The sequence below is a fragment of the Nostoc parmelioides FACHB-3921 genome (assembly GCF_014696625.1).
GTDB lineage: Bacteria > Cyanobacteriota > Cyanobacteriia > Cyanobacteriales > Nostocaceae > Trichormus > Trichormus parmelioides.
The window spans coordinates 22,461-47,243 of record NZ_JACJQL010000004.1 but is presented as its reverse complement, the minus strand read 5'-3'; the positions used below and the strand labels follow the sequence as shown (position 1 = coordinate 47,243).

General features: G+C 41.6%; 21 protein-coding genes. 12 read left to right on the top strand and 9 right to left on the bottom strand.

Going from position 1 to position 24,783, the window contains the following annotated elements:
• Positions 1 to 543 precede the first annotated feature (543 nt).
• Both H6G14_RS04580 and H6G14_RS04575 read left to right on the top strand, forming a co-directional pair.
• Positions 544 to 1,029 (top strand): globin family protein, encoded by a 486-nt coding sequence (locus H6G14_RS04580; RefSeq protein ID WP_190565956.1) that lies wholly within the window; start codon positions 544 to 546, stop codon positions 1,027 to 1,029.
• Positions 1,030 to 1,062: 33 nt separating this feature from the next.
• A complete protein-coding gene (locus tag H6G14_RS04575; RefSeq protein ID WP_190566065.1) occupies positions 1,063 to 1,242 on the top strand; it encodes a chlorophyll a/b-binding protein in 180 nt (59 codons plus the stop codon).
• Positions 1,243 to 1,786: 544 nt separating this feature from the next.
• Here the strand turns inward: H6G14_RS04575 and H6G14_RS04570 are convergent.
• From H6G14_RS04570 to H6G14_RS04555, 4 genes are all read right to left on the bottom strand, one after another.
• Complete coding sequence (locus H6G14_RS04570; RefSeq protein ID WP_277884300.1) at positions 1,787 to 2,461, bottom strand: ABC transporter ATP-binding protein; 675 nt, start codon at positions 2,459 to 2,461, stop codon at positions 1,787 to 1,789.
• Between the two features lie 25 nt (positions 2,462 to 2,486).
• Positions 2,487 to 3,758 carry an ABC transporter permease gene (locus H6G14_RS04565; RefSeq protein ID WP_190565955.1) on the bottom strand — a complete coding sequence of 424 codons (1,272 nt, stop codon included), beginning with the start codon at positions 3,756 to 3,758 and terminating at the stop codon, positions 2,487 to 2,489.
• Positions 3,759 to 3,897: 139 nt separating this feature from the next.
• Positions 3,898 to 5,436 carry an efflux RND transporter periplasmic adaptor subunit gene (locus tag H6G14_RS04560; RefSeq protein WP_190565954.1) on the bottom strand — a complete coding sequence of 513 codons (1,539 nt, stop codon included), beginning with the start codon at positions 5,434 to 5,436 and terminating at the stop codon, positions 3,898 to 3,900.
• A gap of 87 nt (positions 5,437 to 5,523) precedes the next feature.
• Positions 5,524 to 5,886: a hypothetical protein gene (locus H6G14_RS04555; protein ID WP_011319608.1), complete on the bottom strand. Its 363-nt coding sequence runs from the start codon at positions 5,884 to 5,886 to the stop codon at positions 5,524 to 5,526.
• A 630-nt stretch (positions 5,887 to 6,516) separates the two neighbouring features.
• Here H6G14_RS04555 and H6G14_RS04550 point away from each other — a divergent pair.
• A complete protein-coding gene (locus H6G14_RS04550) occupies positions 6,517 to 7,410 on the top strand; it encodes a tetratricopeptide repeat protein (RefSeq protein WP_199326054.1) in 894 nt (297 codons plus the stop codon).
• A 383-nt stretch (positions 7,411 to 7,793) separates the two neighbouring features.
• Here H6G14_RS04550 and H6G14_RS04545 read toward each other — a convergent pair whose 3' ends face one another.
• A complete protein-coding gene (locus H6G14_RS04545; RefSeq protein WP_190565953.1) occupies positions 7,794 to 8,198 on the bottom strand; it encodes a response regulator in 405 nt (134 codons plus the stop codon).
• Between the two features lie 226 nt (positions 8,199 to 8,424).
• Here H6G14_RS04545 and gyrA point away from each other — a divergent pair, with 226 nt between their 5' ends.
• The 3 genes from gyrA (at position 8,425) to H6G14_RS04530 (ending at position 11,759) form a co-directional block, all read left to right on the top strand.
• On the top strand, positions 8,425 to 10,932 hold the full coding sequence (gene gyrA, locus H6G14_RS04540; protein ID WP_190565952.1) for a DNA gyrase subunit A: 2,508 nt from the start codon (positions 8,425 to 8,427) through the stop codon (positions 10,930 to 10,932).
• A gap of 78 nt (positions 10,933 to 11,010) precedes the next feature.
• Positions 11,011 to 11,301 (top strand): DUF2281 domain-containing protein, encoded by a 291-nt coding sequence (locus H6G14_RS04535; RefSeq protein WP_190565951.1) that lies wholly within the window; start codon positions 11,011 to 11,013, stop codon positions 11,299 to 11,301.
• Positions 11,301 to 11,759, top strand: coding sequence for a type II toxin-antitoxin system VapC family toxin (locus H6G14_RS04530; RefSeq protein WP_190565950.1), 459 nt, complete (start codon positions 11,301 to 11,303; stop codon positions 11,757 to 11,759). Before H6G14_RS04535 ends, H6G14_RS04530 begins: the two co-directional genes overlap by 1 nt.
• 94 nt (positions 11,760 to 11,853) lie before the next feature.
• Here the strand turns inward: H6G14_RS04530 and H6G14_RS04525 are convergent, their stop codons facing one another.
• The gene (locus tag H6G14_RS04525) at positions 11,854 to 13,545 is read right to left on the bottom strand and encodes an NAD-binding protein (protein ID WP_190565949.1); all 1,692 of its coding nucleotides are present in this window, start codon (positions 13,543 to 13,545) and stop codon (positions 11,854 to 11,856) included.
• Between the two features lie 307 nt (positions 13,546 to 13,852).
• Here H6G14_RS04525 and H6G14_RS04520 point away from each other — a divergent pair, with 307 nt between their 5' ends.
• The 3 genes from H6G14_RS04520 to H6G14_RS04510 all read left to right on the top strand — a co-directional run bounded on the left by H6G14_RS04520 (position 13,853) and on the right by H6G14_RS04510 (position 17,530).
• A complete protein-coding gene (locus tag H6G14_RS04520) occupies positions 13,853 to 14,617 on the top strand; it encodes an ABC transporter ATP-binding protein (protein WP_199326053.1) in 765 nt (254 codons plus the stop codon).
• Between the two features lie 322 nt (positions 14,618 to 14,939).
• Positions 14,940 to 16,973, top strand: a complete 2,034-nt coding sequence (locus tag H6G14_RS04515) for a serine/threonine-protein kinase (protein WP_190565948.1) — start codon at positions 14,940 to 14,942, stop codon at positions 16,971 to 16,973.
• Positions 16,974 to 17,224: 251 nt separating this feature from the next.
• Positions 17,225 to 17,530: a small RNA NsiR4-regulated ssr1528 family protein gene (locus H6G14_RS04510; RefSeq protein ID WP_190565947.1), complete on the top strand. Its 306-nt coding sequence runs from the start codon at positions 17,225 to 17,227 to the stop codon at positions 17,528 to 17,530.
• A gap of 67 nt (positions 17,531 to 17,597) precedes the next feature.
• On the opposite strand, the gene H6G14_RS04505 is transcribed toward H6G14_RS04510, so the two are convergent.
• Complete coding sequence (locus H6G14_RS04505) at positions 17,598 to 19,010, bottom strand: DUF3370 domain-containing protein (RefSeq protein ID WP_190565946.1); 1,413 nt, start codon at positions 19,008 to 19,010, stop codon at positions 17,598 to 17,600.
• A 348-nt stretch (positions 19,011 to 19,358) separates the two neighbouring features.
• On the opposite strand from H6G14_RS04505, the gene H6G14_RS04500 reads away from it, so the two are divergent.
• Both H6G14_RS04500 and H6G14_RS04495 read left to right on the top strand, forming a co-directional pair.
• Positions 19,359 to 19,745, top strand: a complete 387-nt coding sequence (locus H6G14_RS04500) for a hypothetical protein (RefSeq protein WP_190565945.1) — start codon at positions 19,359 to 19,361, stop codon at positions 19,743 to 19,745.
• Positions 19,745 to 20,077, top strand: coding sequence for a hypothetical protein (locus H6G14_RS04495; protein ID WP_010994610.1), 333 nt, complete (start codon positions 19,745 to 19,747; stop codon positions 20,075 to 20,077). Before H6G14_RS04500 ends, H6G14_RS04495 begins: the two co-directional genes overlap by 1 nt.
• A gap of 213 nt (positions 20,078 to 20,290) precedes the next feature.
• Here H6G14_RS04495 and H6G14_RS34315 read toward each other — a convergent pair whose 3' ends face one another.
• Both H6G14_RS34315 and H6G14_RS04485 read right to left on the bottom strand, forming a co-directional pair.
• Entirely contained in the window at positions 20,291 to 20,605 is a 315-nt protein-coding gene (locus H6G14_RS34315) for a DUF3011 domain-containing protein (protein ID WP_422394067.1), read from the bottom strand.
• 213 nt (positions 20,606 to 20,818) lie between these two features.
• Positions 20,819 to 21,250, bottom strand: coding sequence for a pentapeptide repeat-containing protein (locus H6G14_RS04485; protein ID WP_190565943.1), 432 nt, complete (start codon positions 21,248 to 21,250; stop codon positions 20,819 to 20,821).
• Positions 21,251 to 21,895: 645 nt separating this feature from the next.
• On the opposite strand from H6G14_RS04485, the gene H6G14_RS04480 reads away from it, so the two are divergent.
• Positions 21,896 to 24,766 carry a zinc-dependent metalloprotease gene (locus tag H6G14_RS04480; protein WP_190565942.1) on the top strand — a complete coding sequence of 957 codons (2,871 nt, stop codon included), beginning with the start codon at positions 21,896 to 21,898 and terminating at the stop codon, positions 24,764 to 24,766.
• Positions 24,767 to 24,783: the final 17 nt, after the last annotated feature.

Below are 24,783 nucleotides of genomic sequence, written 5' to 3'. Positions count from 1 at the left end.
TAAAGATGTTTCAGAAATATAGAAGTAAATATTTATTTAAATTCAGTATTTGGACGTGAAATAAGTGATATGGTTCCTTGCCTTACCGTAATTTTAGTTCTGAGTATAGTTGTATGCCTTCACCTAAATGGGTGAACTGAGGTATTAAAACAATTCCCATAGCCAACTATCTTTGCCAGCTATCCATAGTTGCGGTTTACTTCGTAAAAGCGCTAGCAAGCAATATCCAAAGTTTGCAACTAGCTAGATTAATGGCACGCAGAAGAATCTCAGTCTATAATGGTAAGAGGAAACCAGCGACGACGCTACACATAGTGAGGCAACCAGTATGGATGCCAACGAAGTTTTACAGCGATATGCAGTCGGGGAAAAAAATTTAAGTAGGCAGACTTCGGAAAAATCAGCCTCATCAAAGCAGATTTTACTAGAGTAGGTTTTGACAAATCAGACTTTAAATGAATCTGACATAGGTAGTGCAGATTTGGATTGGTAAAACCCAGATTTGCATACGTAAACTTATTTTTTGAAGGCTATTCTATAATAATGAGTCTGATTATAAAGTCGATTCTCAATGCGGACGCTGAAGCCCGCTATTTTAGACCTGGTGAGCTTGCACAGATCAAGGGATTCAATGCCGGTGCTGCCAGTCGTCTCCGCCTTGTTCAGGCTTTAACTGAGAATAGAGAACGTATTGTTAAGCAATCCGCAAATCAACTATTTCAGAAACGCCCAGATATTGTCTCACCTGGTGGCAATGCCTACGGTCAAGAAATGACGGCAACTTGCTTACGGGATATGGACTACTACCTACGCCTGATTACTTACAGTATTGTGGCTGGTGACTCTACACCAATTCAAGAGATTGGGGTCATTGGTGTCCGCGAAATGTATAGATCCCTTGGGACTCCAATTGAGGCCGTAGCTGAGAGTATCCGTGCCATGAAGTATGTTGCTACTTCCATGATGTCAGTTGAAGATAGAACAGAAGTTGATACTTACTTTGACTATTTAATAGGTGCTATGCAGTAAGGCAGTCACCTGGACAACTTTGACAGATTAATTATATCGCACACTACAAAAGGTACTCAATTGATTGCAAGTAAACGTAATGCTTCGTTCATGGGCTTTAATCATCAATCTGAAAGCTGGAATGGTCGTCTAGCAATGATCGGCTTTTTGGCTGCCATTGCGATTGAATTCTTTTCCGGCCAAGGCTTTCTCCATTTTTGGAATATTTTGTAGATTGCAAAAGAATTCTTTAATCAAAGAATCTTGCTTCTGACAGAAATTATCAGCATTGTAGTTAATTTACCTATCATCACATCGGAGAATAATTATGTCGAAAAAAAGTGGTAATAGAGAAACTAAAAAACCCAAAAAAGATCCTCATAAAAAAAAGGAAAAGAAAGACCCTAATAGATATGACGGCGTTAGTTAAGGATTTAGCTAGGAAACAGACGAAAACTATCTAGCTATTTCCAGTAGAGACATTGCATGCAACGTCTCTACATCATTTATTCGGCTCAGGTTATTTAGTGCATTTTGTCATGGCGCAGATGTTTGGGAATTTGCGGCTCTGAAATATAGCCGTAGCCAGATCAATCAGGACATCAAGCCAAGATAAAACCCTTACAAAGCAAAGCTTTCCAGTCTATCAACCATCAACGGTCAACAGCTATAATTAGAAATAAGAATGGCGATCGCTACAAAAATCCACTAGAGATATGTACTATAAAAGTTAAAATTCATAACACGAATTTCCGCAAATCACTAAATAAAAACCTAATTATGTTGATACGATTAAACCATCTTGAACTCGAATTACTCTTTTAGTTTGAGCCGCAATATCCGGTTCATGGGTAACAATGACAATCGTAATTCCTTGTTGATTTAATTCCGTCAATAAACTCATCACTTCATAAGATGTTTCGGTGTCTAAAGCTCCTGTAGGCTCATCAGCTAAAACTAAAGCTGGTCGATTTACTAAAGCACGAGCAATAGCCACTCGTTGTTGTTGTCCTCCAGAAAGTTGACTGGGACGATTGAGAATCCGTTCTCCCAATCCTACTTTTTTTAATGCTTCTAATGCTCTTTCACGACGTTTGCGTTTAGGTAAGTTAGCGTAAACCATCGGTAGCATCACATTTTCTAAGGCTGTTGCCCGTGATAGCAAATTAAACTGTTGAAATACGAAACCTATGCGTTGATTGCGTATATAAGCTAATTCATCATCGTTATAAGTGGTTAGATTTCTACCTTCAAAAATATAGTGTCCGGCACTAGGACGATCTAGACACCCCATAATATTCATGAGCGTAGATTTACCAGAGCCTGAGGCACCCATAATCGAAACATATTCTCCTTCTTCAATACTAAGTTGAATACCTTTAAGTATAGGAACGCTGACTTCTCCTAATTGGTAGGTTTTAGTAATAGATTCCATCCAAATCATTGTTGTCATATTAGTAAAACTCAGGAATTAATATTTAATCACTGCGTAAGGCGGTAATGGGGTCTAGCTTGGAGGCATTTCTAGCGGGAATTACTCCGGCAATTAAGCCAACAGTGAGTGAGAGTCCAAAGCCAACAATAATGGAAATAATAGATATTACAAAGGGAAATTTGAATATAGTAGCGGAGGCAAAAGCAATTAAAATTCCCCCGCCTATACCTATACCACCGCCAACAATAGAAATGACGATCGCCTCGGCTAAAAACTGATTGAGAATGGCTGAATTAGTTGCTCCTACGGCTTTACGAATGCCAATTTCCCGTGTTCGTTCCACAACGGAGACTAGCATAATATTGGCAATACCTATACCACCAACAACTAGGGAGATACCAGCGATCGCCACTACCATAATCGTAAATAAACCCACCACATTTGTGAAAGTACTCACAATGTCGGCTTGATTGGTCAGGCGGAAATCATCGACTTGTGGCGGATAGATATTATGGCGCAAACGTAAAATATTTGTAACTTGAAATTGTGCCGCCTCTAACTGTTCCTGATTACTAGATTTAACTAAAATTCCACTTACCGAAACGCCAGTCAGGGCATTGTTTCCCACCAACCGCTTTGACATACTTGTCAGAGGAATAAATATCTGGTCATCTCTATCCATCGGGCCTTGAGAACCCTTTGGTTCCGTAATTCCAATCACATCATAAGCCTCTCCTTGAATGCGGATTTTCTCACCTATGGGTGTACCACCCTGGCCAAACAGTGTTCTCTGGACTGTTGGCCCAATCACTGCAACTTGGGCGGAGGAATCTAATTCTTGTTGAGTAAAATATCTTCCTTCTTGGGGGTGAGTATTTCTTGCTTCTGGGTAGTTTAAATCTGTGCCGTAAATTGTGGTAGAAGTGTTCTCCCCGCCATAAACAACTTGGGCGTTGCGCTGGAGGTAAGCAGAAACAATCTCAGCTGAGGGCGCTTGTTGGGCGATCGCTTTTGCATCTTCCCAAGTTAATGTACTAGTAGAACCTAAACCCTGTCGAACATTGCCACTTCTAGGCGCACCCGCCAAAATTTGTATAACATCTGTTCCCAAAGCTTGAATTTGTTGCTCCACACTCTTCTGCACCCCCTGACCCACGGAAGTAATAGCAATGACTGAAGCAATACCAATGATTACACCCAACATAGTTAACCCTGTGCGTAATTTATTACTCCACAGGGTTTCAGCCGCCATTAATAATATTTCTAGAAATGGGACGGTACGAGTATTATTTTTTTTATAAAAACCCTTAAACATAAATGGGGATTGGGGATTGGGGACAAAAAAATAAAAAGTAAAAAGTAAAAAGGTAAAAGATTTTTTCTTTTGACTTTTGCCTTGGATTGGGGACTGGGGAAAGAATAATTTACGGATGTTATGTACAAATTCTCTCTCCTTAAGGTGCAGTATTACGCGAACGACCACCACCGCCGCCTACCCCTGGAAAAACTCCTCCTCTTGGTGTTGATTGGGGTCGCATTCCTGGAGGGAAACTGAGCAGGACTCTTTCGTTACCTTTCAAGCCAGATTTGACTTCAGTAAAACTATTAACAGTCGCTCCAGTTTTAATCGGAGTAAACACTGGTCGGTTATTTGCTCCTGAGACAAAAACACCTGTGGCATTTTCCCGGCGCACAACTGCGGCTGTAGGTACCACTAAAGCATTATCTAATTGACCAGCTTGGAATTCTGCTGACACATTCATCCCCGATCGCAATAATCTTTGAGAATCGCTCAATGATACTTTGACCTGAAAACTGGTGACATTCTGCTCTACTGTGGCTTGAGCAGCAATCTGACTGACTTTACCTTCAAAGGTTCTACCTGGATAGGCATCTGCGGTAATTGTCACTTTTTGACCTAACCGGATTTTGGCAATATTCGATTCAGATAAATTGGCTACAACTTCATTACGTGAGGCTAACGCCAAAATTGAAGAAGAGGTGGCGGAAGAAACAGCACTTCCTGAGGTTGTGGGTGTAACAAAAGCGCCTGGATCAGCGTATTTTTGGGTCACAATACCATCAAATGGCGCACGCAGTACGGTGTCATTGATTTGCGCTTGGGTATTTTGTAGGGAACCACGGGCAGATGTTACCTGCGCTCTGGCTGCATCAATATCTTCTCGGCGGTTCCCCGCTTTTAGCAGCGCCAAGGCTTCCTGTCTCTGTCTGACTGTCGCCCTTGCTTGCTCGATGTCTTCTTGGCGTGAGCCGGCTTGTTGTAAGGCCAATGCTTGCTGGGCTTCATTGACTTGGGCTTGAGCGCTATCGCGTTCTGTACGTTTTTGATTGACGACTTGTAGAGCGATCGCCCCGTCATTATAAAGTTGCTGATTCCGGCGTAAATCGTCTTCTGCTTGATTTAAGCTGGCTTGTGCGCTTTTTAAGCGTGCTTGGGCTTGAGCAATATCCTGTGGTCGATTACCTGTCTCTAGCTTACGTAAGTTCGCTAAGGCTTCATCTAACTGAGCCTGAGATTGACCGATATCCTGAGGACGATTCCCCGCTTGTACCTTTTGCAAGTTTGCCTCAGCTTGTGCTAATTGTCCCTGCGCTGAAATCAGTTGTCCTCGCAAGTTGGAATCATCCATGTAGGCTAAAACTTGCCCTTGTTTAACAACATCCCCTTCCTTGACTAGCAATTGTTTGAGTATGCCAGAATTCTTCGGGCTAAGATTGACTGACCGTTCAGGTTTGACGGTTCCATTTGCGGAAACTGTAATTGGTAGAGTCTGCCTTTCTACAGCCTGTGTAAGTACCCTGCTTCTAGCTTGCTGACGAGGAACTACTGTTACTTGGTAATAAATTGCGTAGCCGATACCACCGACAATCCCTAAGACAATCAGCCAATAAAGCCAATTGATTTTGGCTTTTTTCTTGGTCTGTGGCAGCAATATTGATGAATCTACGGGGTGTGTTGTCTCAGTTGTCATTTGCACTCCGTTGTTAAAAAATTTAATACAGAACTAGTAAATCAATACTAGTTCTGTAGGTTTCTAGACTTTAAATAAAATTCAAGACTACAGTCTTACTAAGACTCCATTAGGTAACCTAACGCTACCATCTCTTAGCCTGACAATGCTTCTAACAGGAACAATTTCCTGACTAGGAAGAACGATATCACCATTAGGTAGTCTCCAATAACCTTGATTACGCAGTCTGACTAGTCTGTTACCAGGAATAACTTGCCCATTAGGAAGCCTATAAGCGCCATTACGGAGTCTGACTACTCGCTGGTAAACTGGTCTTTGGTAAACTGCTCTTCTTTGGTTTACTTCTCTATTGTTATATCTGCTTCCAGCATTGGCAGGAGTAGCCAAAAGCATAGGAGCAAACATGACGACAGCAGCTAAAAATATAGTGGCACGATTTTTTTTCAACATAATATTTTCTTCTTGTTTGTGCTGATGTTGCTGTTTGTTTAGGTTCAGGCGTTGGGAATTTGCCAACCTATATCAGCAATTATCAGCCAGGCAGACTAGATTTCATAAGTGACAAAAGTCATTAGTATTTGCTCATTTATCTATGACTATAGTCACAATCATTGTTGATTTTTTATCTACTGCTAGAGTTAAAATAAATCATTTTTCTGCACTACATAAGTTGATAATTGCCTGAAAAACCGGGAATTAAACAGGTGAGAAGTTTTGCCAATATTTATTAATAAATATGAATTATCCGTAATTTGGGGTGATGAGATTGACCTAAATTATGAGGCGGATGAGTAAAATTGTGTAGCTTTTATGTAAGCACTTGGCGTTGTTTTAATATTGATAATTATCTAATGCCTAACATAGTTTCAAAGCGGATATAGGAATGCGATTTGATTGATGATTGAACAAACGTAACTATCTGTAAGCAATGCCCACCTTACTTCCATAACATTTCAGCCCCCAATCCCCAGTCCCCAATCCCCAATCCCCAACATTCCCCTTGTTCGCGCAAACGACTGTAACATTTACCTGCCGCCTTAGGCGGAGATCGTTTAAGCTAGCTGAAAGATTATTTGATTTATGGCTCAAGAGGGCGGTAGTGTGCCTAAACACGTTAGTTTGATTTCTCTTCTGGTTGTCTGTGGTTTGTGGAGTATGCCCCAAGCAGCTCATGCACAGGCGTTGATACCTCATACATTGCAACTAGATCCAGCAAAGTTGGAAAAGCAAGGATTGAGTTTAGCCCAAGAAGCGGCTCAACTGGGTCAGTTCCAACAGTATGAGTTGGCTTTAGCAAGAGCAAGACTGGCTAGCCAGCTAGCTCCTGGGAATGATAAAGTGTGGTTTCTCTTGGGTGGTTTGCAGTTGCAAACTAAAAATTTTGATGGAGCGATCGCATCTCTCAATAGGTCAAAAACAATCAATCCCAAGAATGCTGATGTCTTGTTTGCTTTAGGTTCGGCTAATTTTCAACAAAAAAAATATCAAGCAGCTATTGAACATTACCAAGCAGGTTTGGCATTAAAACCCAACGAAGCAGATGGATTGTTTGATTTAGGAAACGCCTATTACATGATAGGACGATTACCAGATGCGATCGCTCAATACAATAAAGCTGTAGCTCAAGATAAAAAATTCTGGCCAGCAATTAACAACATTGGCTTAATCAACTACGAACAGGGTAACGTTGACGAAGCGATTAAGCGATGGCAAAGTGCTGTTTCCATTGATAAACAAGCCGCAGAACCATTACTAGCCCTAGCAGTGGCGCTGTACACCAAAGGCGATCGCCAACAGGGTATATCTTTAGGAGAAGCCGCACTGCGGATTGATCCGCGCTATGCCAACATAGATTTTCTCAAAGAAAATTTGTGGGGCGATCGCTTATTGTCTGATACAAAACAATTTTTGGAATTACCGCGCATTCAAGCTGCTTTAGGACAACAAGAAAGCGCACCTACTCCTAGACAGTGAAATTAGGGGTGTAGGGGTGTGGGGGTGTGGGGGTATGGGGGTGTGAGGGTGTAGGAAATTGGTGAGACCAATAACTTATAACTTGATTCACTCGCTGAATATACTGAGTTTTGGCAATAGTTATCAAGAAAGGCAGAGACCAGTACCCGGAGACGTAAAGCCAGGCAGAAGAGATTGATTTCTCTTCAAACCCTAAACCACTAAACCCCTACACTCCTACACTCCCACACCCTTACACCCCTAAACCCCTACACCCCTAAACCCCTATTTCCCCTAACCACTTGATTATTACTTATACTCGTAGTACGTTTATACTATAAAATTGGGAACCATCACCCAATCTTTTTTTTGAGTGATGGTTCCTGAAAAAATTTATCAAGCGTTCAGTGGTCGTCACTGGGGAGAAGAGCTATGATTTGGTCAACGAACTGCTGGTGGTCTACAACAGGCTTAGATATGTAGCCATCAGCACCACTCAGTCGGAGAAAATTCTCGCGATCGCCTTCCATAGCGTGTGCTGTGACGAGAATTACTGGTAAGTTTGCTGTTTGGGGGTCAGACTTTAACATTTGTGTAATCTTGATCCCATCCACAGATTTACCTTGATAAACACTCCTAGATAGAGAAACATCCATGAGAATTAGGTCTGCCTCTCCTAACTGAGCAATTTTCATCACCTCATCTACATTTTCAGTATGTTTCACACCTAAGCCACCGCGCTTGGTCAAAATTTTGGAAAAAACACGAGCATTAATTAGATCATCTTCGACAATCAAAACAGTTTTCATGAGAATTTTATTTATAGAGGTAATGGGATGACAATCTGAATAAACACAGTTGTCTAGCTTCTTTTTAGTATCAATATGCTTTGCTGTCATCAAGGATAATACTACGGCTTTTTATCCGGTGATCATCAATATTGTGTTATGAATCCCATTTCATCCGTTATGCTGTGTTTGCTGCCGTGTTTAGTGCAAGCGACTTTTATGTAATTCAATCTCAGGGAAAAAACTCATGGCAAAACAGTTAAACCTTCTCTCCACGGGACAGGTAATCACAACAGCCCTGCACACAGAGATGCAACGGTCTTATCTCGAATATGCCATGAGTGTGATTGTTGGCCGAGCATTACCAGATGTTCGTGATGGCTTAAAGCCAGTTCATCGGCGGATTTTATATGCCATGCACGAACTTGGTTTAACCCCCGATAGACCATACCGGAAATGCGCCCGTGTGGTGGGGGATGTGCTGGGTAAATACCACCCTCATGGCGATCAAGCTGTTTATGATGCTTTGGTGAGGCTGGTGCAGGATTTTTCCAGCCGTTACCCTTTACTGGGTGGACATGGTAATTTTGGCAGCGTCGATAATGACCCACCGGCGGCGATGCGTTACACAGAAACGCGTCTAGCTCCCATTAGTCATGAGGGAATGCTGACAGAAATCGGCGAAGAAACTGTGGAATTTGTGGGTAACTTTGATAACTCCCAACAAGAGCCGACAGTATTACCTGCTCAGTTACCATTTTTATTACTCAATGGTTGTTCAGGAATTGCGGTGGGGATGGCGACGAATATTCCCCCGCATAATTTAGGGGAAATAGTTGATGGTTTGATTGCCCTCATTGACCAACCAGATTTAGCTGATGAAAAATTATTAGAGTTAATACCAGGGCCAGACTTTCCCACGGGTGGGGAAATAGTTGGTGAGACTGGAATCCGGGAAGCTTATATCACGGGTAAAGGTGGTATTGTCCTGCGGGGTGTGGCTACCGTTGAAGAAATTCCGGGCGGTAGGGGAAGTAAACGCCGAATGGCAATTATCGTGACTGAATTACCTTATCAGGTGAATAAGGCTGGCTGGATTGAGAAAGTCGCGGAATTAGTCAATCAAGGCCGACTGCAAGGAATTTCTGATCTGCGGGATGAAAGCGATCGCGAAGGAATGCGGGTTGTGATTGAACTCAAACGGGATACCAATCCCCAAGAAGTTCTCCAGCACTTGTATCATCAAACAGCTTTGCAAACTAACTTTGGGGCAATTCTTTTGGCTATTGTTGAGGGACAACCCCGCCAGTTAAGTTTGCGGCAATTGTTACAGGAGTTTTTGAATTTTCGAGAACACACCCTCAATCGTCGCTACAGTTATGAGTTGGGTAAAGCAGCCAGCAGATTAAACACCGTCGAAGGTTTACTCAAAGCCTTATCTAACTTAGATGAAGTTATCGAAATTTTGCGACAAGCACCCGATGGAAGTACGGCGAAAGTTACCCTGTGTAGCCGACTAGATTTGAGTGAAGACCAAGCAGATGCAATTTTGTCTATGCCATTGCGTCGCCTTACCAGTTTAGAACAGCAGAACTTACAGCGTGAGTTTGGCGAACTGAGCGAACAGATAACTTTGTTAGAGAGGTTATTAAGCGATCGCAAAGAATTACTCAAGGCGCTGAAAAAAGATTTGCGATCGCTCAAACGAAAATATGGCGATCCTCGACGCACGAAGTTAGGCGCTAAAAGTTTGGAGGAACTACCCAAAAATAAAAAGACCGATAAACAAAATAGTTCTACCAAAACAGATGAAGATACAGAAAATCTCTCACCTCTAGAACCTGCGGAAGAAGCGATTTTAGAGATTACCCATCGCGGATACTTACGCCGGATTCAGCCAGGGAAAAAATCTAAGGTGGAAAACGGTCTGCTAGAGCATGACTTCATTATCCAAACCAACATCACCGACACCCACAAAGAATTATTAGTACTCACCAACGGCGGTAAACTCTACCCGGTGAAAGTGGGAGATATTCCCCTAACTACTGGACGTTCACCAAGGGGAACACCATTGATTACCATGCTAACCAGCACAGCCCAAGGTAATCAAGAACCTGTAGTCAGCCGCCTTTTACTACCCGAAAATTTGGCAGATCAACAATTAATTCTCTTAACTAAGCAGGGGAGAATTAAACGTTTATCTTTGGAAGAATTAACTAACTTGACTCGTCGCGGAGTGACGATTTTAAAACTCAAAGATGATGATGAATTGCTCTTGACTCAGTTCAGTAAACCAGGACAGCACTTAATTTTGGCTAGTTCTGGGGGACGATTGTTGAGATTTTCTGCCAATGATGAACAACTACCAATTATGGGTAGGACGGCGATGGGTTTACAAGCATTCCGGTTGCTGAGAAATCAGTGTATGGTTGGTTGCGTGAATGCAGCACAAGCAGAGTATTTATTGTTAGTCACCGAAGAAGGATACGCGAAACGCTTGCCAGTCAATCAGATCAAGTCAGCAAATCGGGGTGACTTAGGGACACAATCCATGAAATTTGTCAACAAAACCGACAATCTCGCGGCTATGGTAGGGGCAAATACTTCTAGTGAAGTGGCACTACTTACCAATAGAGAGCGAGTAGTGCGGGTATCCACAGATACAGTACCGATATTGCCCAGAGATGGTAAAGGTGAAAGTATCCTCCAACTCAACCGCGACGAAAAAGTGATTGCAGTTGTGGAAGTTAGGTAGGTTCACAATGAACTAACATCGGTAACCTGTAATGGGTAAGTAACACTAAAAGAAATTATTGCTATCGAGGTACCCACTATGACTATCAAAGAACAACTTCTCCAGGAAATTGAATCCACTTCTGATACCATTTTGACCGAAACGCTAGATTTTTTACGCTTTTTGAAAACGAAAGAAACCCGAACACAGCCTATTCCTGAAGTAGCAGATTCTGCCGTTCACGCTCCAGGAAATTCTACAGGGCATTCACTGCTTGAACACTTACAAACTATTGGTAAATGGGAAGGTGATGATTTACAAGAATGTCAAGAGATGGTTTATGCCACACGCGGAAAAGCCAAATTTAATGACTATAACCCCTTTGAATAATGTACCTGTTAGATACCAATCACTGTAGTCTTGCAATTGCAGGTAATACCAACGTGCTTAGTCGCCTTGCCGAGGTGGAAAATTCCATCATTACAACCTGCGCCATCGTTCAAGGCGAACTCATAGACATGGCAGAACGCTCTCAACGCAAGGAAAGTAACTTAGCTTTAATTCAGCGTTTTCTAACAGCTATATATATTTACAATATTGATGGATTTACTGCTACTAACTACGGAAGATTGAAAGCCGCTTTATTTAATGAATTTGCACCAAAAGAGAAAAATAAGCGGAGAAAAACGAAAATCACGGATTTAGGCTTTGATGAAAATGACCTTTGGATTGCTGCTGTGGCTATACAACATAGTCTTACAGTCATCTCAGCTGATAGCGATTTCCAGAGGATTCAACAAGTGACAACATTGTCCGTTGAGTCTTGGTTAGAGAACACAGAAAAATAAATTATGCAATTTCTGAAATCAAAACTACCTTCCCTAACCTTCTTTACCCTGGAGTCAAAGGTAGAGAATGATTTTTACTGAGAAGAAAAAGAATTTAAGTATTTGCACCACACGCCCGTTCGTCACGCCACAATTTATATAGCTGATTTGCTGGCATGGTTAAATATAAAACATCACCTTCCCTGAGGTATGTTGCTAATAAATTCCAGCCGTGAACCCTTTGACCATTAGCTTCTACATATAAAGGCACAAACTCAGCCGACATGGCTATATCTTTGACCACATGACCACAAAAAGGATGTGACGGCGTAATTAAAGTGGCGAAAGCTACCCAAAGTTTATCTGCGGTGATGCCGTTACCAAGGATGCGTCCGCCCAAAGCCGCCGCCGCAAAGGCTGGTGCTGCCAATTCTGCTGAACTTAATACAGCCTCAAAGTCAAATACTTGTTGTGCTATACCTGCAAAATCAGGGTCGGCATAGTGGACAATTACGGGAATCTTGGGGGCTAAACCTTTAGCTTTTAAGGCAATCTCTAGGTTAGTAGCATCATTATTAGTTACAGCCAGCACGGCGGACGCAGAGTTTATATTGCTGGTTTTGAGGGTGGTGCGGAAACTGGCATCACCTTGAATTACGGGAATACCTAACCCACGTACAGAATTGACGTATTTATTGTTGGAGTCAGTTTCAATCACTACCACTTCATAACCACTGGTGTGGAGTTGCTGAACAATTTTGCTACCAACACCGCTTAAACCACAGACAATATAGTGATGACGCTGGGGAATTCGGGCTGCATCCCAAAATTGCTTGAAGCGTGTACCCAGAATAAAATCTGTGATCATGGCATACCAAATACCAATCACCACAGCGCCAACCAGCATCATAACCACAGTGAATAATTTGATACTGTTGGGAGCGTTTTCTGCCACCTTGTCATTGCCACCTGCGCCAGTAATCATACCTACAGAAAAATAGAGCGCATCAACCATAGATAAGCTCAATTCAGTAGACATATAGGTGAGGGTGGCAATAATCACGATCGCCAGTAAAACCATCGCCCCTACAATTATTGATTGTCCATGTTGTTGAAATTGCCGCAAACTAGTGAGAACTTTCAGGCATTTTTTGATTAAGGATCGTCTAGTAGAACGGATACGGGGTTGGATACCCACGATTAAGCGATCGCCTATTCTTAAGTGTTGTCCAGACAGTACCGCCGATACCAAACTCATCTCCCCTTCCACGGGTAAATAATAAATCGGCATCCGTGTCGGACATTCCCACAACTCACTTAACTTACGACCAAGCCAGGGATGATTTTCATCAATATATTCTTCTTGGACAGGCCAAGTCTGCTCATATAACTTGATCTGCCCGATTGCTTGATTTCCTAAAGCAGCAAAAGTAAATAACGGTGCAGCTAATCCAATCACACTCATACTCAGGTGTTCAGGCAGAGTTTGATCTAGGCGATCGCCTAAATTAATATTGTAAAAGCGGTTAATAATCCGAATATGGGGATTCAGCACCCTTGCCTGCATCATAATTGACAAATTTACAGCATCATCCGAGCTAGCAATCACCAAAGTTTGTGCTTGATGAATCCCTGCTGCTGCTAAGGTAGCAGCCGTTTGTAAATTGCCAATAATTACATCTCCCCCAGCTTCGCCAGGGATGGGTTTGTGATGAATACCTACTACAAACGCACCTTGCTGTCTCAGCAAACGGAAGATTTTATATCCAGTTCGTCCTAAGCCACAAACAATAATTCGAGGTTTCATGTGACAGCAGCATCGTTTATAGGTAGGGCTGCACTTCTATTGATTAATCAACATTGTGGCTTAATTGCATCCGGCATAACTGTAACTGAAAACACGTTACGCTGGGGATTGGGGAGGAAAAAGTAAAAAGTAAAAAGTAAAAAGGTAAAAGATTTTTTCTTGTGACTTTTGCCTTGAACTGGGGATTGGGGAGAAATTTGTGGAGGTTATTTGAAAAGTATTATTGCTAACATAAAAGTCTTACACATATAAATACCCCTTCCCAATAGGAAGAGTTAATTGACCAAATATTAATTACCAATTACCCATGTCAAACACAATTTCTCTTACCGATTCCCTCGTTCCTAATCCTGCACCACAGTCAGCAATTATTCGCCTAGAAAGCATTTTTAAAATTTATGGTAGTGGAGAAACTGAAGTTAAAGCCCTCAATGAGGTGAATTTGGTAATTAATGAGGGTGAATATTGTTCCATTATGGGGCCTTCAGGTTCTGGTAAATCCACAGCGATGAATATTATTGGCTGTTTGGATCGTCCTACAGAAGGACATTATTATTTAGATGGTCTGGATGTGGCGCAAATGAATGATAAAGATTTGGCGCATATCCGCAACAGGAAACTGGGGTTTGTATTTCAACAATTCCATTTGTTACCCCAACTATCGGCTTTAGAAAACGTTATGCTACCGATGGTGTATGCCGATGTCAACCCCAACGAAAGACGCGATCGCGCGGCGGAAGCTTTGATTCGTGTAGGCTTAGAAAAACGCCTCAACAACAAACCTACTCAATTATCTGGTGGACAACAACAAAGAGTAGCGATCGCCCGTGCCATTGTCAATCGTCCCGTTGTCCTCTTAGCAGATGAACCAACAGGCGCACTTGATTCGCGCACTACCCAAGAAGTGTTGGATATTTTTACCGAATTAAATAGCGATGGAATTACTGTAGTTATGGTCACACACGAACCAGAAGTTGCTCGTCAAACCAAACGCATTGTATGGTTTAAAGACGGTCAAGTAGTTCATTCCCACATGACACCTGCTGATTTAACAGAAGTCAATATTCATTAGTTCTTCCCCCAATCCCCAATCCAGGCCAAAGTCAAAAGAAAAAATCTTTTACCTTTTTACTTTTTACTTTTTTTGTCCCCAATCCCCAATCCCCAATTCAATTCGGAATATTCTATAATCTGGAGAATAATAAATTATCTAGCTCTCCGAGTTTTGCTGTAAAAAGCAAGACTGTTCAGCATTTACCAGGATTTACGATATAAAAGCGCCCCAAATTCCTCAGCCAGCGTCGTCTACCAAACGTATGTGAGAGCTACTCTTCACCAGGGGAATTTCGGGACAAAGTTCATATACATTTTCATGCAGCCGCGCCTGTCAGAACATGATCTGCTGCTTAAATCCAGATTGCCTAAATCCATTAAATCCTGATGGAAAAAAGTCGTGTCAAAGTTGTGGTACTACCTTAGTACCGCTTTTGAGGAATCGTTTTCGTGTTGTTCGAGTACTTTCTGATGAGGGGGGATTTGGCAGAACTTATTTATCAGAAGATAAAGATAAATTAAATGAACCTTGTGTTATTAAGCAACTAGCACCGAAATTTCAAGGTACTTGGTCGCAAAAAAAAGCTGTGGAGTTATTTGCTGAGGAAGCCAAGCGCTTACAAGAACTTGGCGAACACCCCCAAATTCCCACCTTGATGGCTTATTTTGAGCAAGATAACTGCCTATATTTGGTGCAGCAGTTTATTAATGGGCAAAATCTCCTCAAAGAGTTGCAGCAGCGTAAGAATTATCGACCAGGAGAAATTCAAGCAATTTTGCTAGATTTACTTCCTGTTCTTAAGTTTATCCACGATCGCGGTGTGATTCATCGAGATATCAAACCGGAAAATATTATCCGGTGTCGCACCGATGGGCGATTAAATCTCATTGACTTTGGTTCATCTAAACAATTAACCGCCAAAGTACAGAATTTTGGCACATCCATTGGCTCACATGGTTACTCACCACTAGAACAAATTCGGGATGGTAAGGCTTATGCTGCTAGTGATTTGTTTGCCTTGGGGGCTACCTGCTTTCACCTCATAACTAGTGTTTCGCCATTCCAATTGTGGATGGAACACGGTTATAGCTGGGTGTCCAATTGGCGGCAATATTTACGCAGTCCCTTAACGCCTGAATTAGATTTTGTGCTGGACAAGCTGCTGCAAAAAGACCTCAAGCACCGCTACACATCGGCTGATGAAGTTATTAAAGATATCACTCCCAAACAGCCCCTCGCTTTACCAGCCGCCGGCCAGACTTCTGGAAAAATCCCTGTACCTCAGACGACATATTTATCTAAGTCACCCAAGAAATATTCCCTACTAAGAAGTGTAGTCTTGCTTAGTGCTTTAGTTTTGCTATTTGGTTTTAGCGAATCTTGGTTTAGCCAATATCTACGGATTTACAGCAGTTTATCCGCCAGATTAACTCAGAATAAGGCTGGTGAAGTGGTTTTAGCACAGCCCCACAAAACAACTTTGAGAACTATTTCTCTGGCTAACACTCTTCCCAGTGACGAAAACGCGTTTGTTTCCCTCGCTATTAGTCCTAATGGTCAAATCATAGCTAGCTGTGGTAGCGATCGCACCATTAAAATTTGGCAGTTAGCTACAGGTGAAGATATTTCTACCTTGAACGGACACTCCCGAAAAGTGAATGCTGTAGTTTTTAGCCCAGATGGGAAAACTTTAGTTAGTGGTAGTGACGATAACACTATCAAAATCTGGAATTTGAAAACTGGGCAAGTAATTCGCACCATAACAGGACATAGCGATGCAGTTCATACCCTCGCCATCAGTCCCAATGGCAAAACCTTAGTTAGTGGTAGTGATGATAACACCGTTAAAGTCTGGAATTTAAATACAGGAAGATTGATTAATACCCTCACCGGACATACATTTTGGGTGCGTTCCGTTGCTATTAGTCCCGATGGTGTGAATATTGCTAGTGGCAGTTTTGATAAAACTGTGAAAATTTGGAACTTAGAAACTGGAACTTTAACTCACACACTGGCGGGAAATGGCGAAACAGTTACATCAATTGCTTTTAACCCCGATGGTAACACTCTTGCTAGTGCCAGCCGCGATCGCACGATTAAAATTTGGAAGGTAGGCGCAGGTACTAGAGTCCGTACATTAAAAGGTAGTACGGAAACAATTACATCAATTGCCTTTAGTCCAGATGGTAACATCCTCGCCAGCGCCAGCCGCGACCAGACTATCAAGTTGTGGAATTTGGAAACTGGTGAGGAAATTCGCACCCTAGAAGGACATGAAAATACTGTGACATCTGTAGCTTTTACTCCCGACGGCACAAACCTAGTTAGTGGTAGTGAAGATAACACTATGAGAATTTGGCGTATTGGTAATTGATTTACCTATTTTTTATTCATACAGTGTTGGTGTCATCATCGGTGAACCAAATTAAATAAGTAATGAGTAAATGGCCATTACTTATTACTTAAAGAACGCGAAAAATAATAGCAATTTGAAAAAAGAATGCGATAGATATACAGCCTCAAACTCTCGTCCTGTCTTTATTTTGAATTTTGAATTTTGAATTTTGAATTGGAGCGAAGCGACTTGACTGGTAAGATATACCTATAAAATTAGAAAAAATTATCATGACTGCTGAAACCAACGTAGCCAATTCTGATACGAAAGGTGCTGATGCTATTGATGAAGCGATCGCTAAAGGTATCGATTTTGATGGTACACCTATTCCCTCTGTGAAGCTGGAACTATATCACAAAGTCATGGCCTTGGAAGCAAATAGACAGCGTAGTGGTGTATCTAATACTATGCGATCGCGCATCATCCGTATTGGCGCAAAACATATTCCTCAAGCAGAACTTGATCAATTGCTCATAGAAGCAGGCTTTGCACCCCTGAAAGAAAAAGACATTGCCTTTTTCTACGGAGGTAAGTAAGTTTGCGCGTAGGCCTAGCCTACGCTTGTCATATTTTATCTAGATCGAGCGATCGCTAATTATTAATTTACAAAGTTCTCACAGTCAAAACCTGGGGTGGTGTGGAATCTGGTGGATAAATTACATCTACCTGCACATTGCGTCTACTTGATGGCGGCATAACAAACTGTACTAATGGTTCTAAAACCTGTCCGGTTCTATGCCACAAATGTACGTAACGCGTCTTTTGTTTTCCCTGGTCATCAAAGTAACGTAGCCTGACTGTACCTCGGAAAAAGGGAAAATCTAGGGAAGGTTTACGAAAGCTTACACCACCTTGAGATAACTTATCTTCCTTTAAAGGTGTTGCTAAAGTCACAGTCACCTTTTGGGTTTGGTTAGTATTATTTTTCAAGGGTAAGTTGAGGTTATATTCCACACCGTAATTACCATGCGCTTCATAAGCTGTATCAGGATAACGCACCAGCATCTTAGCCGTTTGGCTTTGTCCTGTACCTAATCGACCACCACGCAGAGTCACTATAGGATAAGAAATAGCTTTGCCGACTTGAGGTATAGTGAGAGTTGTTGCCTGGGGATTATCAGTGAGAATAGCTTGCCATTGGGAACCTTGAGAAACACCAGCCACGCGCCCATAAATCAACGCCCCACTGGTAGCATTGGGTGGGGTAGGCGTTTTATCCCGTGGCCCAGCAAAGTTACCATTATTGAGTAAAGCCTGCCATTCAGCCATAGTAGGCGCACGGTCAGAACCATCAGTATTTTTTTTAGCAAACATTGCCAAGCTTGCTGTATAAATTTTATCACTGCTCCGTAACCGCAAAAAACTTGACCGACCATTGACAGGCTTTGCCAAATTCCGCACAGGAATAGGATGATTCAGCAACATCCGGCTTTGTCCAGGGGGAATCACCAACTTAGCAGGAAAATCAGCCTGTCTCACACCCCGCAGCACATCAGCAACAGCCCTAGCCCCTGGCCCTGAGTAGGCTTTACCATCGTTGTTTTCTATGTAGGGGGGTAAGGTGACAAAGGGTGCATCCTGCATGAGATAACTGGCTGCTTGCAAGACATCTACTGTCACAGGTTTTTTACTAGGATTATTGACAATGACCCCCAAGTAAAGCGTTTGTAAATCCTTAGGTGTGTGGGTGTAATGGTGAGCGAATAAATCAAACCGTCCCTGAAACGGAAAATTGAGGTGTGCTGCTGGTGTTTTTTTACCATTGGTGGGGAAAGTAGACAGCAAAATTCCCTCAGTTTTTACCCACTCTGGGCTATTACTGTTAAATACAGGGATGTTATCTAACTTTCCTGGTAAAGCCCTAATTTCTCCTGGTTGTACAACAATTTGAGGTTCTGGCTTCGTTGAAGTTTGGGCGACGGCGGAATCATCTGGATTATTTGTACAGCCGATAGTTTGAGTCAGAGTAAGTCCTAATATCAGTATGAATAAAGGGGAAAATCCTGTATTTGGCATAAGAAATGTGGTGTTAAATACAACTTATCCTCACTACAACTTTATGTATGCTAATTTCTGAGGGCGATCGCTGTTTTTATGCAGGTATACTTAACGTAGTGAATAATAGATAGTTATAAGCTCCTCTTGCTTTAAACTGCAAATTTTTTCGTGTTGACTGTTAATTGTTAGCTGTCAACCGTCAGCCGTTAACAAAACATACAAGCAACTATGCAATTTAAAAGCGCCATAGCTTAATTCTATCCATATCATTGATTTTCCCGATAAATATCTTGGGAATACTCAATTTTTTATAGTTATGGGTTAAATTTGAAGTTAGTTTAGTGTTTCAGGTCTGGAATCAGTTAAATGGAAATACTTATTGAGTCCACAAAAGAATTTGAACACGATTTAAACAAGTTTAATAATAAAGAAAAATTTAAAATAATTAAAAAGCTCAATCGCTACGTTGAGTTGTTATCAAAAAATAAAAAGTTATTGGAAAATCAAGCTTTTAGATTAAAAGATATCAAGCTTGATGCAGATTATGAATCTTCTCTTTACGCTTTGATTATCGACAAAGATGTCAGATTAATAATTACTATTGACGACGATCCAATTTTTGACGTGACGGTAATAACGTTATTTAGAGTAGTCCATACTGAAGACGCTTCAAAAGCTTACAATTCAATAGCTGAATCTCTCTATCACGATTTCAGTATGAAAAATCAAGAACTTGAGGTTCACTCTAACTGATGTCACGGATTAAGCCACTTTTAGATGAGCATGGTGTCATTCATGAGGCTATGGATATCTTACCTGATCATCTAAAAATTGATTTTCTAGAAGCTTTGGCAGAACTAGAAGATCATGAATGTCATCGAACTAGAACTTTTCCCAAAACTAGACTCCGTAAAGTCAAAGGTATAAAACAGGCAATATATCGTGCTGATATTGATAAATTATCAGGATGGCGACTGCATCTTCAGTATATTGAGGGTAAAATTCATTTAAAAGATATTATCGATGGTCAACGTCATGATGATGTTATTGAAGTAATAAAATCAAAAAAACATAGGTATGACTAGTTATTATATTTAATTCGATAAATTATTTTTAGAGGGTGGTAATTGGTAAACCGCTAATAAAATTAACGTGAGTCTCTAACAGAGGCGCACGTTAATTTTAGGTAATCTTTCTACCCAGTTGATTTTGACAGATTGCGGGTGTTCATATCCCCGACTTTTCAAAAAAGTAGGATATCTATGACCTCTCATAGTGTGATTAGTGAACTACTAGAGCTACCATCTGTTATACCTATCGTCTCTGTTGTATCTGCTATCTCTGTCTCTGTCTCTGTTGTATCTGCTGTCTCTATCATACCTACCGCCTCTGCCGTATCTAGAATTAGCAACTGAGAACTCGGCTCGACAACCGTTTCTCACCCAAATACGATTTCTGTTCTGACCCCAATTTCCTCTACAGCTAGCATTAGACAACTGCCTAACTAACCTCACTCTACCTGTTGAAGGTGCAATACAGACGTTCCTGCGATTATTTCGACTCTCACAAGTTACGATTTGTTGAGCTGAGGCGGGGGGAGCAACACTCAACATTGTACCAATACTGATGCTGGTAACCATAAAAGCAGTAGCTATTACGGGAAGACGGAAGGCCATAGTAAATTTATGCTCCGTGAATAAAATTTCCAGAAAATTATTTGTGGCCTGCTAAAGCCAAGCCATTGTTAATCTTAAAACTAGAGTTGTATGGCTAAATAGGACAAAAGTCACGAATGCAGGTGTGATTAAAGTCATGATTTTCTCGCTTCACCTAGAATAGCCACCGTATAATGCACCGTATAAGATAGCTCCTCTTAAATCAGCATTGGCCAGAATAGCGCCTTCTAAATCAGCATTGTAGAGTTCGGCGTTGATGAGTTTAACTCCTGCCAAATTAGTAGCACTGAAACTAGCATCGCTAGCAAAAACTTGACTTAAATTAGCTCCTTTGAGGTTCGCACCAGTTAAATCAGCGCCTTCTAGGTTAGCACTTTTGAGGTTAGCTCCTGCTAAATTAGCATTTCTTAAGTCAGCACCAATTAAGTGAGCTTGCTGTAAGTTTGCTCCTGTTAGATTACATCCCGGACAACTCTTAGTAGTTAATAATTGTTGGATATGTTGGGGGTTTGCAGCTTGGACTGGAGCAGTTAGAGCCATCGTACTTAGTAGTGCTGTTGTCGCTAAAATCTCTAGTTTCATCCTTATCACCTCATACAGTCATTAGCTAAGAGCCAAGTCTTTGAGAAAACTTTGGTACAGAACTAATTAAGTGTTCTATAAACAGCTTCCTTTAAATGAGCAGCTTTTGACCTCATACGTATGGGGTATAAAAAGTATGAAATTTATTAGACTGATGCTGAAGTAATTTGATGGAGCTACTACCAAAAGAGGGGTTTTATATCAGTATATTGATGATAATTTTTTACTGAAAAATATTATAGCGATCGCCTCTCCTTGGTTACAAACTATCTCTACGTTGCCTGCGGGATGCTAGGTGATCACCTAATTTAAGATTTATCAGCTTTTCAGCGTAGCATTCATTACAATTTTTCACATTCAATGCAGATATACTTCTCATACATCTATCTTTAGACTGATAAGATATATGTCTTAAGAAATAAATATGGCTAAATAAGCAATTTTATTTTATAAATGAAAAATTACAGAATAAGGCTCACCGCATTCAAATCACACACGGCTTTTGGGTTAGCTGTGTTGGTTGACTCAAGTAAATTTATGTACATGTAAGTTCTGAGCATCTCCTAAGTATTTGTACAGCTTACAGACGATGAATTAATCTACATTTTTTCTACAAGAAAACCGCTTCAGGCAGAAAACTAAAGGATGAGATACTGGTTAACTAGATTAGTAATATTTGTAGTATTTCTGTATAGTTTCTTACTCAATACTTATTATGTAAGAGCCGAGCAACTGACACGCCTTGATATAGAGCAATTCAATACACACCCCGTAGTAGAAAACTTAGCTGTTGCCGAAAATAATCTTGGGGAAAGGCCACAGGAAGATTTTTGGCGATTTCGTGAATTAGTTAAAGGAACCAAGAAACTACAAGGGCTTTTTACTCTTTATAGTCGGGAAAATTTTGGGGATATTTTCTTAGAAATTAAGCCAGAACAATTAAATAAAAACTATTTAGCTACGGTGACATTAGAGTCGGGTGTGGGGGAAAGTGGTATTTATAGCGGTTCACCCCTGGCTGATTATCTGTTCTATTTTCAGCGAGTCAATAATAATTTGCATTTTGTAGTGCGTAATGTTAAATTCCGTACAGATGCAAGTCAACCAGAACAGCGATCGCTTGCTCGTTCATTTAGCGATTCAGTTCTTTATTCACTACCCATCAACAGCATTGATTCACGTAGTAAAAGTATTCTCATCAACTTGGACGACCTGTTGATGCAGGACTTTCCAGGGTTAACACCTCTATTGAAATACTCTTTGCAGGCAGACTATCGCCTAGAAGCAAGTAAATCCTATTTCGGGGATGTTAATAGCTTGCCGGAAAATCTAGAAATCGATGCAGTTTACGGTTTTTCCTCACCAGAAGGAGCAAATTCAGTCACCTTACCCGATAGCCGAGCGCTCACCCTCAAGGTACACTACAGTTTTTCCCAACTTCAAGAAAACAATGGCTACATTCCCAGGCTAGCCGATGACCGAGTTGGATATTTTATTACTGCTTTTCAGGACTTCTCTCATCACAACACTCAAGAATCCTTTGTACGTTACATCAATCGTTGGCATTTGGAACCATCTGACCCGGATGCACCTGCATCTGTACCCAAACAACCGATAGTGTTTTGGATTGAAAATGCTGTACCCCAGCAATATCGCCAAGCGATTCGGGAAGGTGTACTCATGTGGAATAAAGCATTTGCTAAAGCCGGATTTGTCAACGCTATCGAAGTGCGACAAATGCCAGATGATGCCGACTGGCAACCAGCCGATGTCCGCTACAACACTATTCGCTGGTTCAATTCTCTGGATGCAGGTTTTGCTAAAGGGCCAATCCGTGTTAATCCCCTCACAGGGGAAATTTTGGACGCAGATATCATCATCGATGCCAACATGGTGCTATCAGTTCAGCATGAGTACCGAGCGTTGATGAATGATAATTTGTCTACGGGGGATATGTGCAGAGAGGCAGGAGGCAGGGGGGCAGGGGGCAGGAAGAGAAGTCGCAAGGAGGGTTTCCCTCCGGGCGAACTTCGGGAGCAGGGGGATATTAACCAATATTCCTCCCCCACACCCCTACACCCCACACCCCCACACCCCTACACCCCTACACCCCTACACCCCTATACCCCCACACCCCTACACCCCTATACCCCTACACCCCTCCATTCCTCCGAACTCTGCTATAGCCAAAATACTTCTGAGCAAGCCGCTATGGGAGCTTTGGCGTTATCACTGTTGCAAAATACTCAACCTAGTAGGGAAACAATGGAGGAGTATGTGCATCAATACTTGCGCTATCTTGTGGCTCATGAAGTCGGTCATACTCTGGGTTTGCGCCACAACTTTCACGGTAGCACCATGTTAGCGCCCCAAGAATTAAATAATAGAGAAATCACTCGCGCCAAGGGTTTAGTCGGTTCGGTGATGGACTATCTACCTGTGAACATTGCACCCCAGGGAGTAGAACAAGGGGACTATTTTCCCGGAGTGATTGGCCCCTATGATGAATGGGCGATTGAGTACGGTTATAAATACAGCCCTCATAAAGTAGATGAGGTAGTTACGCCGGCAGTAGAAAGAAGTTTTTTACAGCAAATTGCCTTAGCATCGCCTCAACCAGAATTATCTTATGCCACAGATGAAGATATTTGGGATATCAATCCTTTGGCGAATGTCTGGGATATGAGTAGTGATGTGCTGGTTTATTCGCAATGGCAAATGGATAACGCTCGCGCCATGTGGCAACGCCTGGACGAGCATTATCTACCCAAAGGAGAAAGCTATAGTCATTTGCGCGTTTTATTTAATCGAGTATTGAAATATTATTTTCGTAACGCTGCTCTACTTTCTAAATATATTGGTGGGCAATCTTTTCGCCGGACTCATGCGACTGATGATAGTTCTTGGGCATTTGTGCCTGTTCCCCTGAGCAAACAACGTCAAGCTTTAGCAGAGTTACAAGAGTATGTATTTGCTGAGGATGCTTTTAGTTTTTCACCAAAATTACTCAATCAGTTAGCCCCATCTCGCTGGCAACATTGGGGCAGTTCTGTACCCAACAACCGCCTTGACTATCCCATTCACGAACGTGTTTTGAATTTTCAACGCTTTATATTACGATCGCTCTTAGATAGTGAACGTCTGCATCGTTTACAAGATATAGAACTGAAAAGCCCCTCCCAGCAAGCCCTTTCCATACCAGAATTATTCGACACCTTGCAACAAGGTATCTGGACGGAAGTTTTCACCACAGCAGAACCACAGCCAATTTCTAGCATCCGCCGTTCGTTGCAACGAGAATATTTAGATATCTTGCTGGAAATGGTTTTACATCATCTGGATATACCCGAAGATGGCAGCACAATAGCTTGGTATGAATTACGCCAGTTGCAAAACGCTATTGACACCCAACTAAAACAATGGGGTAAACAAGGGGATATTTACACTTTAGCCCACTTGCAATTTTCTAGCGATCGCATCACCAAAGTATTGAATGCAGGTTTACTTTCTCAATAATATAGTGCGATCGCCCT

Coding starts and splice junctions, on each gene's coding strand:
- H6G14_RS04580 (WP_190565956.1), top strand. CDS start 544: ATGAGTCTGATTATAAAGTCGATTCTCAATGCGGACGCTGAAGCCCGC.
- H6G14_RS04570 (WP_277884300.1), bottom strand. CDS start 2,461: ATGACAACAATGATTTGGATGGAATCTATTACTAAAACCTACCAATTA.
- H6G14_RS04565 (WP_190565955.1), bottom strand. CDS start 3,758: ATGTTTAAGGGTTTTTATAAAAAAAATAATACTCGTACCGTCCCATTT.
- H6G14_RS04560 (WP_190565954.1), bottom strand. CDS start 5,436: ATGACAACTGAGACAACACACCCCGTAGATTCATCAATATTGCTGCCA.
- H6G14_RS04555 (WP_011319608.1), bottom strand. CDS start 5,886: ATGTTGAAAAAAAATCGTGCCACTATATTTTTAGCTGCTGTCGTCATG.
- H6G14_RS04550 (WP_199326054.1), top strand. CDS start 6,517: ATGGCTCAAGAGGGCGGTAGTGTGCCTAAACACGTTAGTTTGATTTCT.
- H6G14_RS04545 (WP_190565953.1), bottom strand. CDS start 8,198: ATGAAAACTGTTTTGATTGTCGAAGATGATCTAATTAATGCTCGTGTT.
- gyrA (WP_190565952.1), top strand. CDS start 8,425: ATGGCAAAACAGTTAAACCTTCTCTCCACGGGACAGGTAATCACAACA.
- H6G14_RS04535 (WP_190565951.1), top strand. CDS start 11,011: ATGACTATCAAAGAACAACTTCTCCAGGAAATTGAATCCACTTCTGAT.
- H6G14_RS04530 (WP_190565950.1), top strand. CDS start 11,301: ATGTACCTGTTAGATACCAATCACTGTAGTCTTGCAATTGCAGGTAAT.
- H6G14_RS04525 (WP_190565949.1), bottom strand. CDS start 13,545: ATGAAACCTCGAATTATTGTTTGTGGCTTAGGACGAACTGGATATAAA.
- H6G14_RS04520 (WP_199326053.1), top strand. CDS start 13,853: ATGTCAAACACAATTTCTCTTACCGATTCCCTCGTTCCTAATCCTGCA.
- H6G14_RS04515 (WP_190565948.1), top strand. CDS start 14,940: ATGATCTGCTGCTTAAATCCAGATTGCCTAAATCCATTAAATCCTGAT.
- H6G14_RS04510 (WP_190565947.1), top strand. CDS start 17,225: ATGACTGCTGAAACCAACGTAGCCAATTCTGATACGAAAGGTGCTGAT.
- H6G14_RS04505 (WP_190565946.1), bottom strand. CDS start 19,010: ATGCCAAATACAGGATTTTCCCCTTTATTCATACTGATATTAGGACTT.
- H6G14_RS04500 (WP_190565945.1), top strand. CDS start 19,359: ATGGAAATACTTATTGAGTCCACAAAAGAATTTGAACACGATTTAAAC.
- H6G14_RS04495 (WP_010994610.1), top strand. CDS start 19,745: ATGTCACGGATTAAGCCACTTTTAGATGAGCATGGTGTCATTCATGAG.
- H6G14_RS34315 (WP_422394067.1), bottom strand. CDS start 20,605: ATGTTGAGTGTTGCTCCCCCCGCCTCAGCTCAACAAATCGTAACTTGT.
- H6G14_RS04485 (WP_190565943.1), bottom strand. CDS start 21,250: ATGAAACTAGAGATTTTAGCGACAACAGCACTACTAAGTACGATGGCT.
- H6G14_RS04480 (WP_190565942.1), top strand. CDS start 21,896: ATGAGATACTGGTTAACTAGATTAGTAATATTTGTAGTATTTCTGTAT.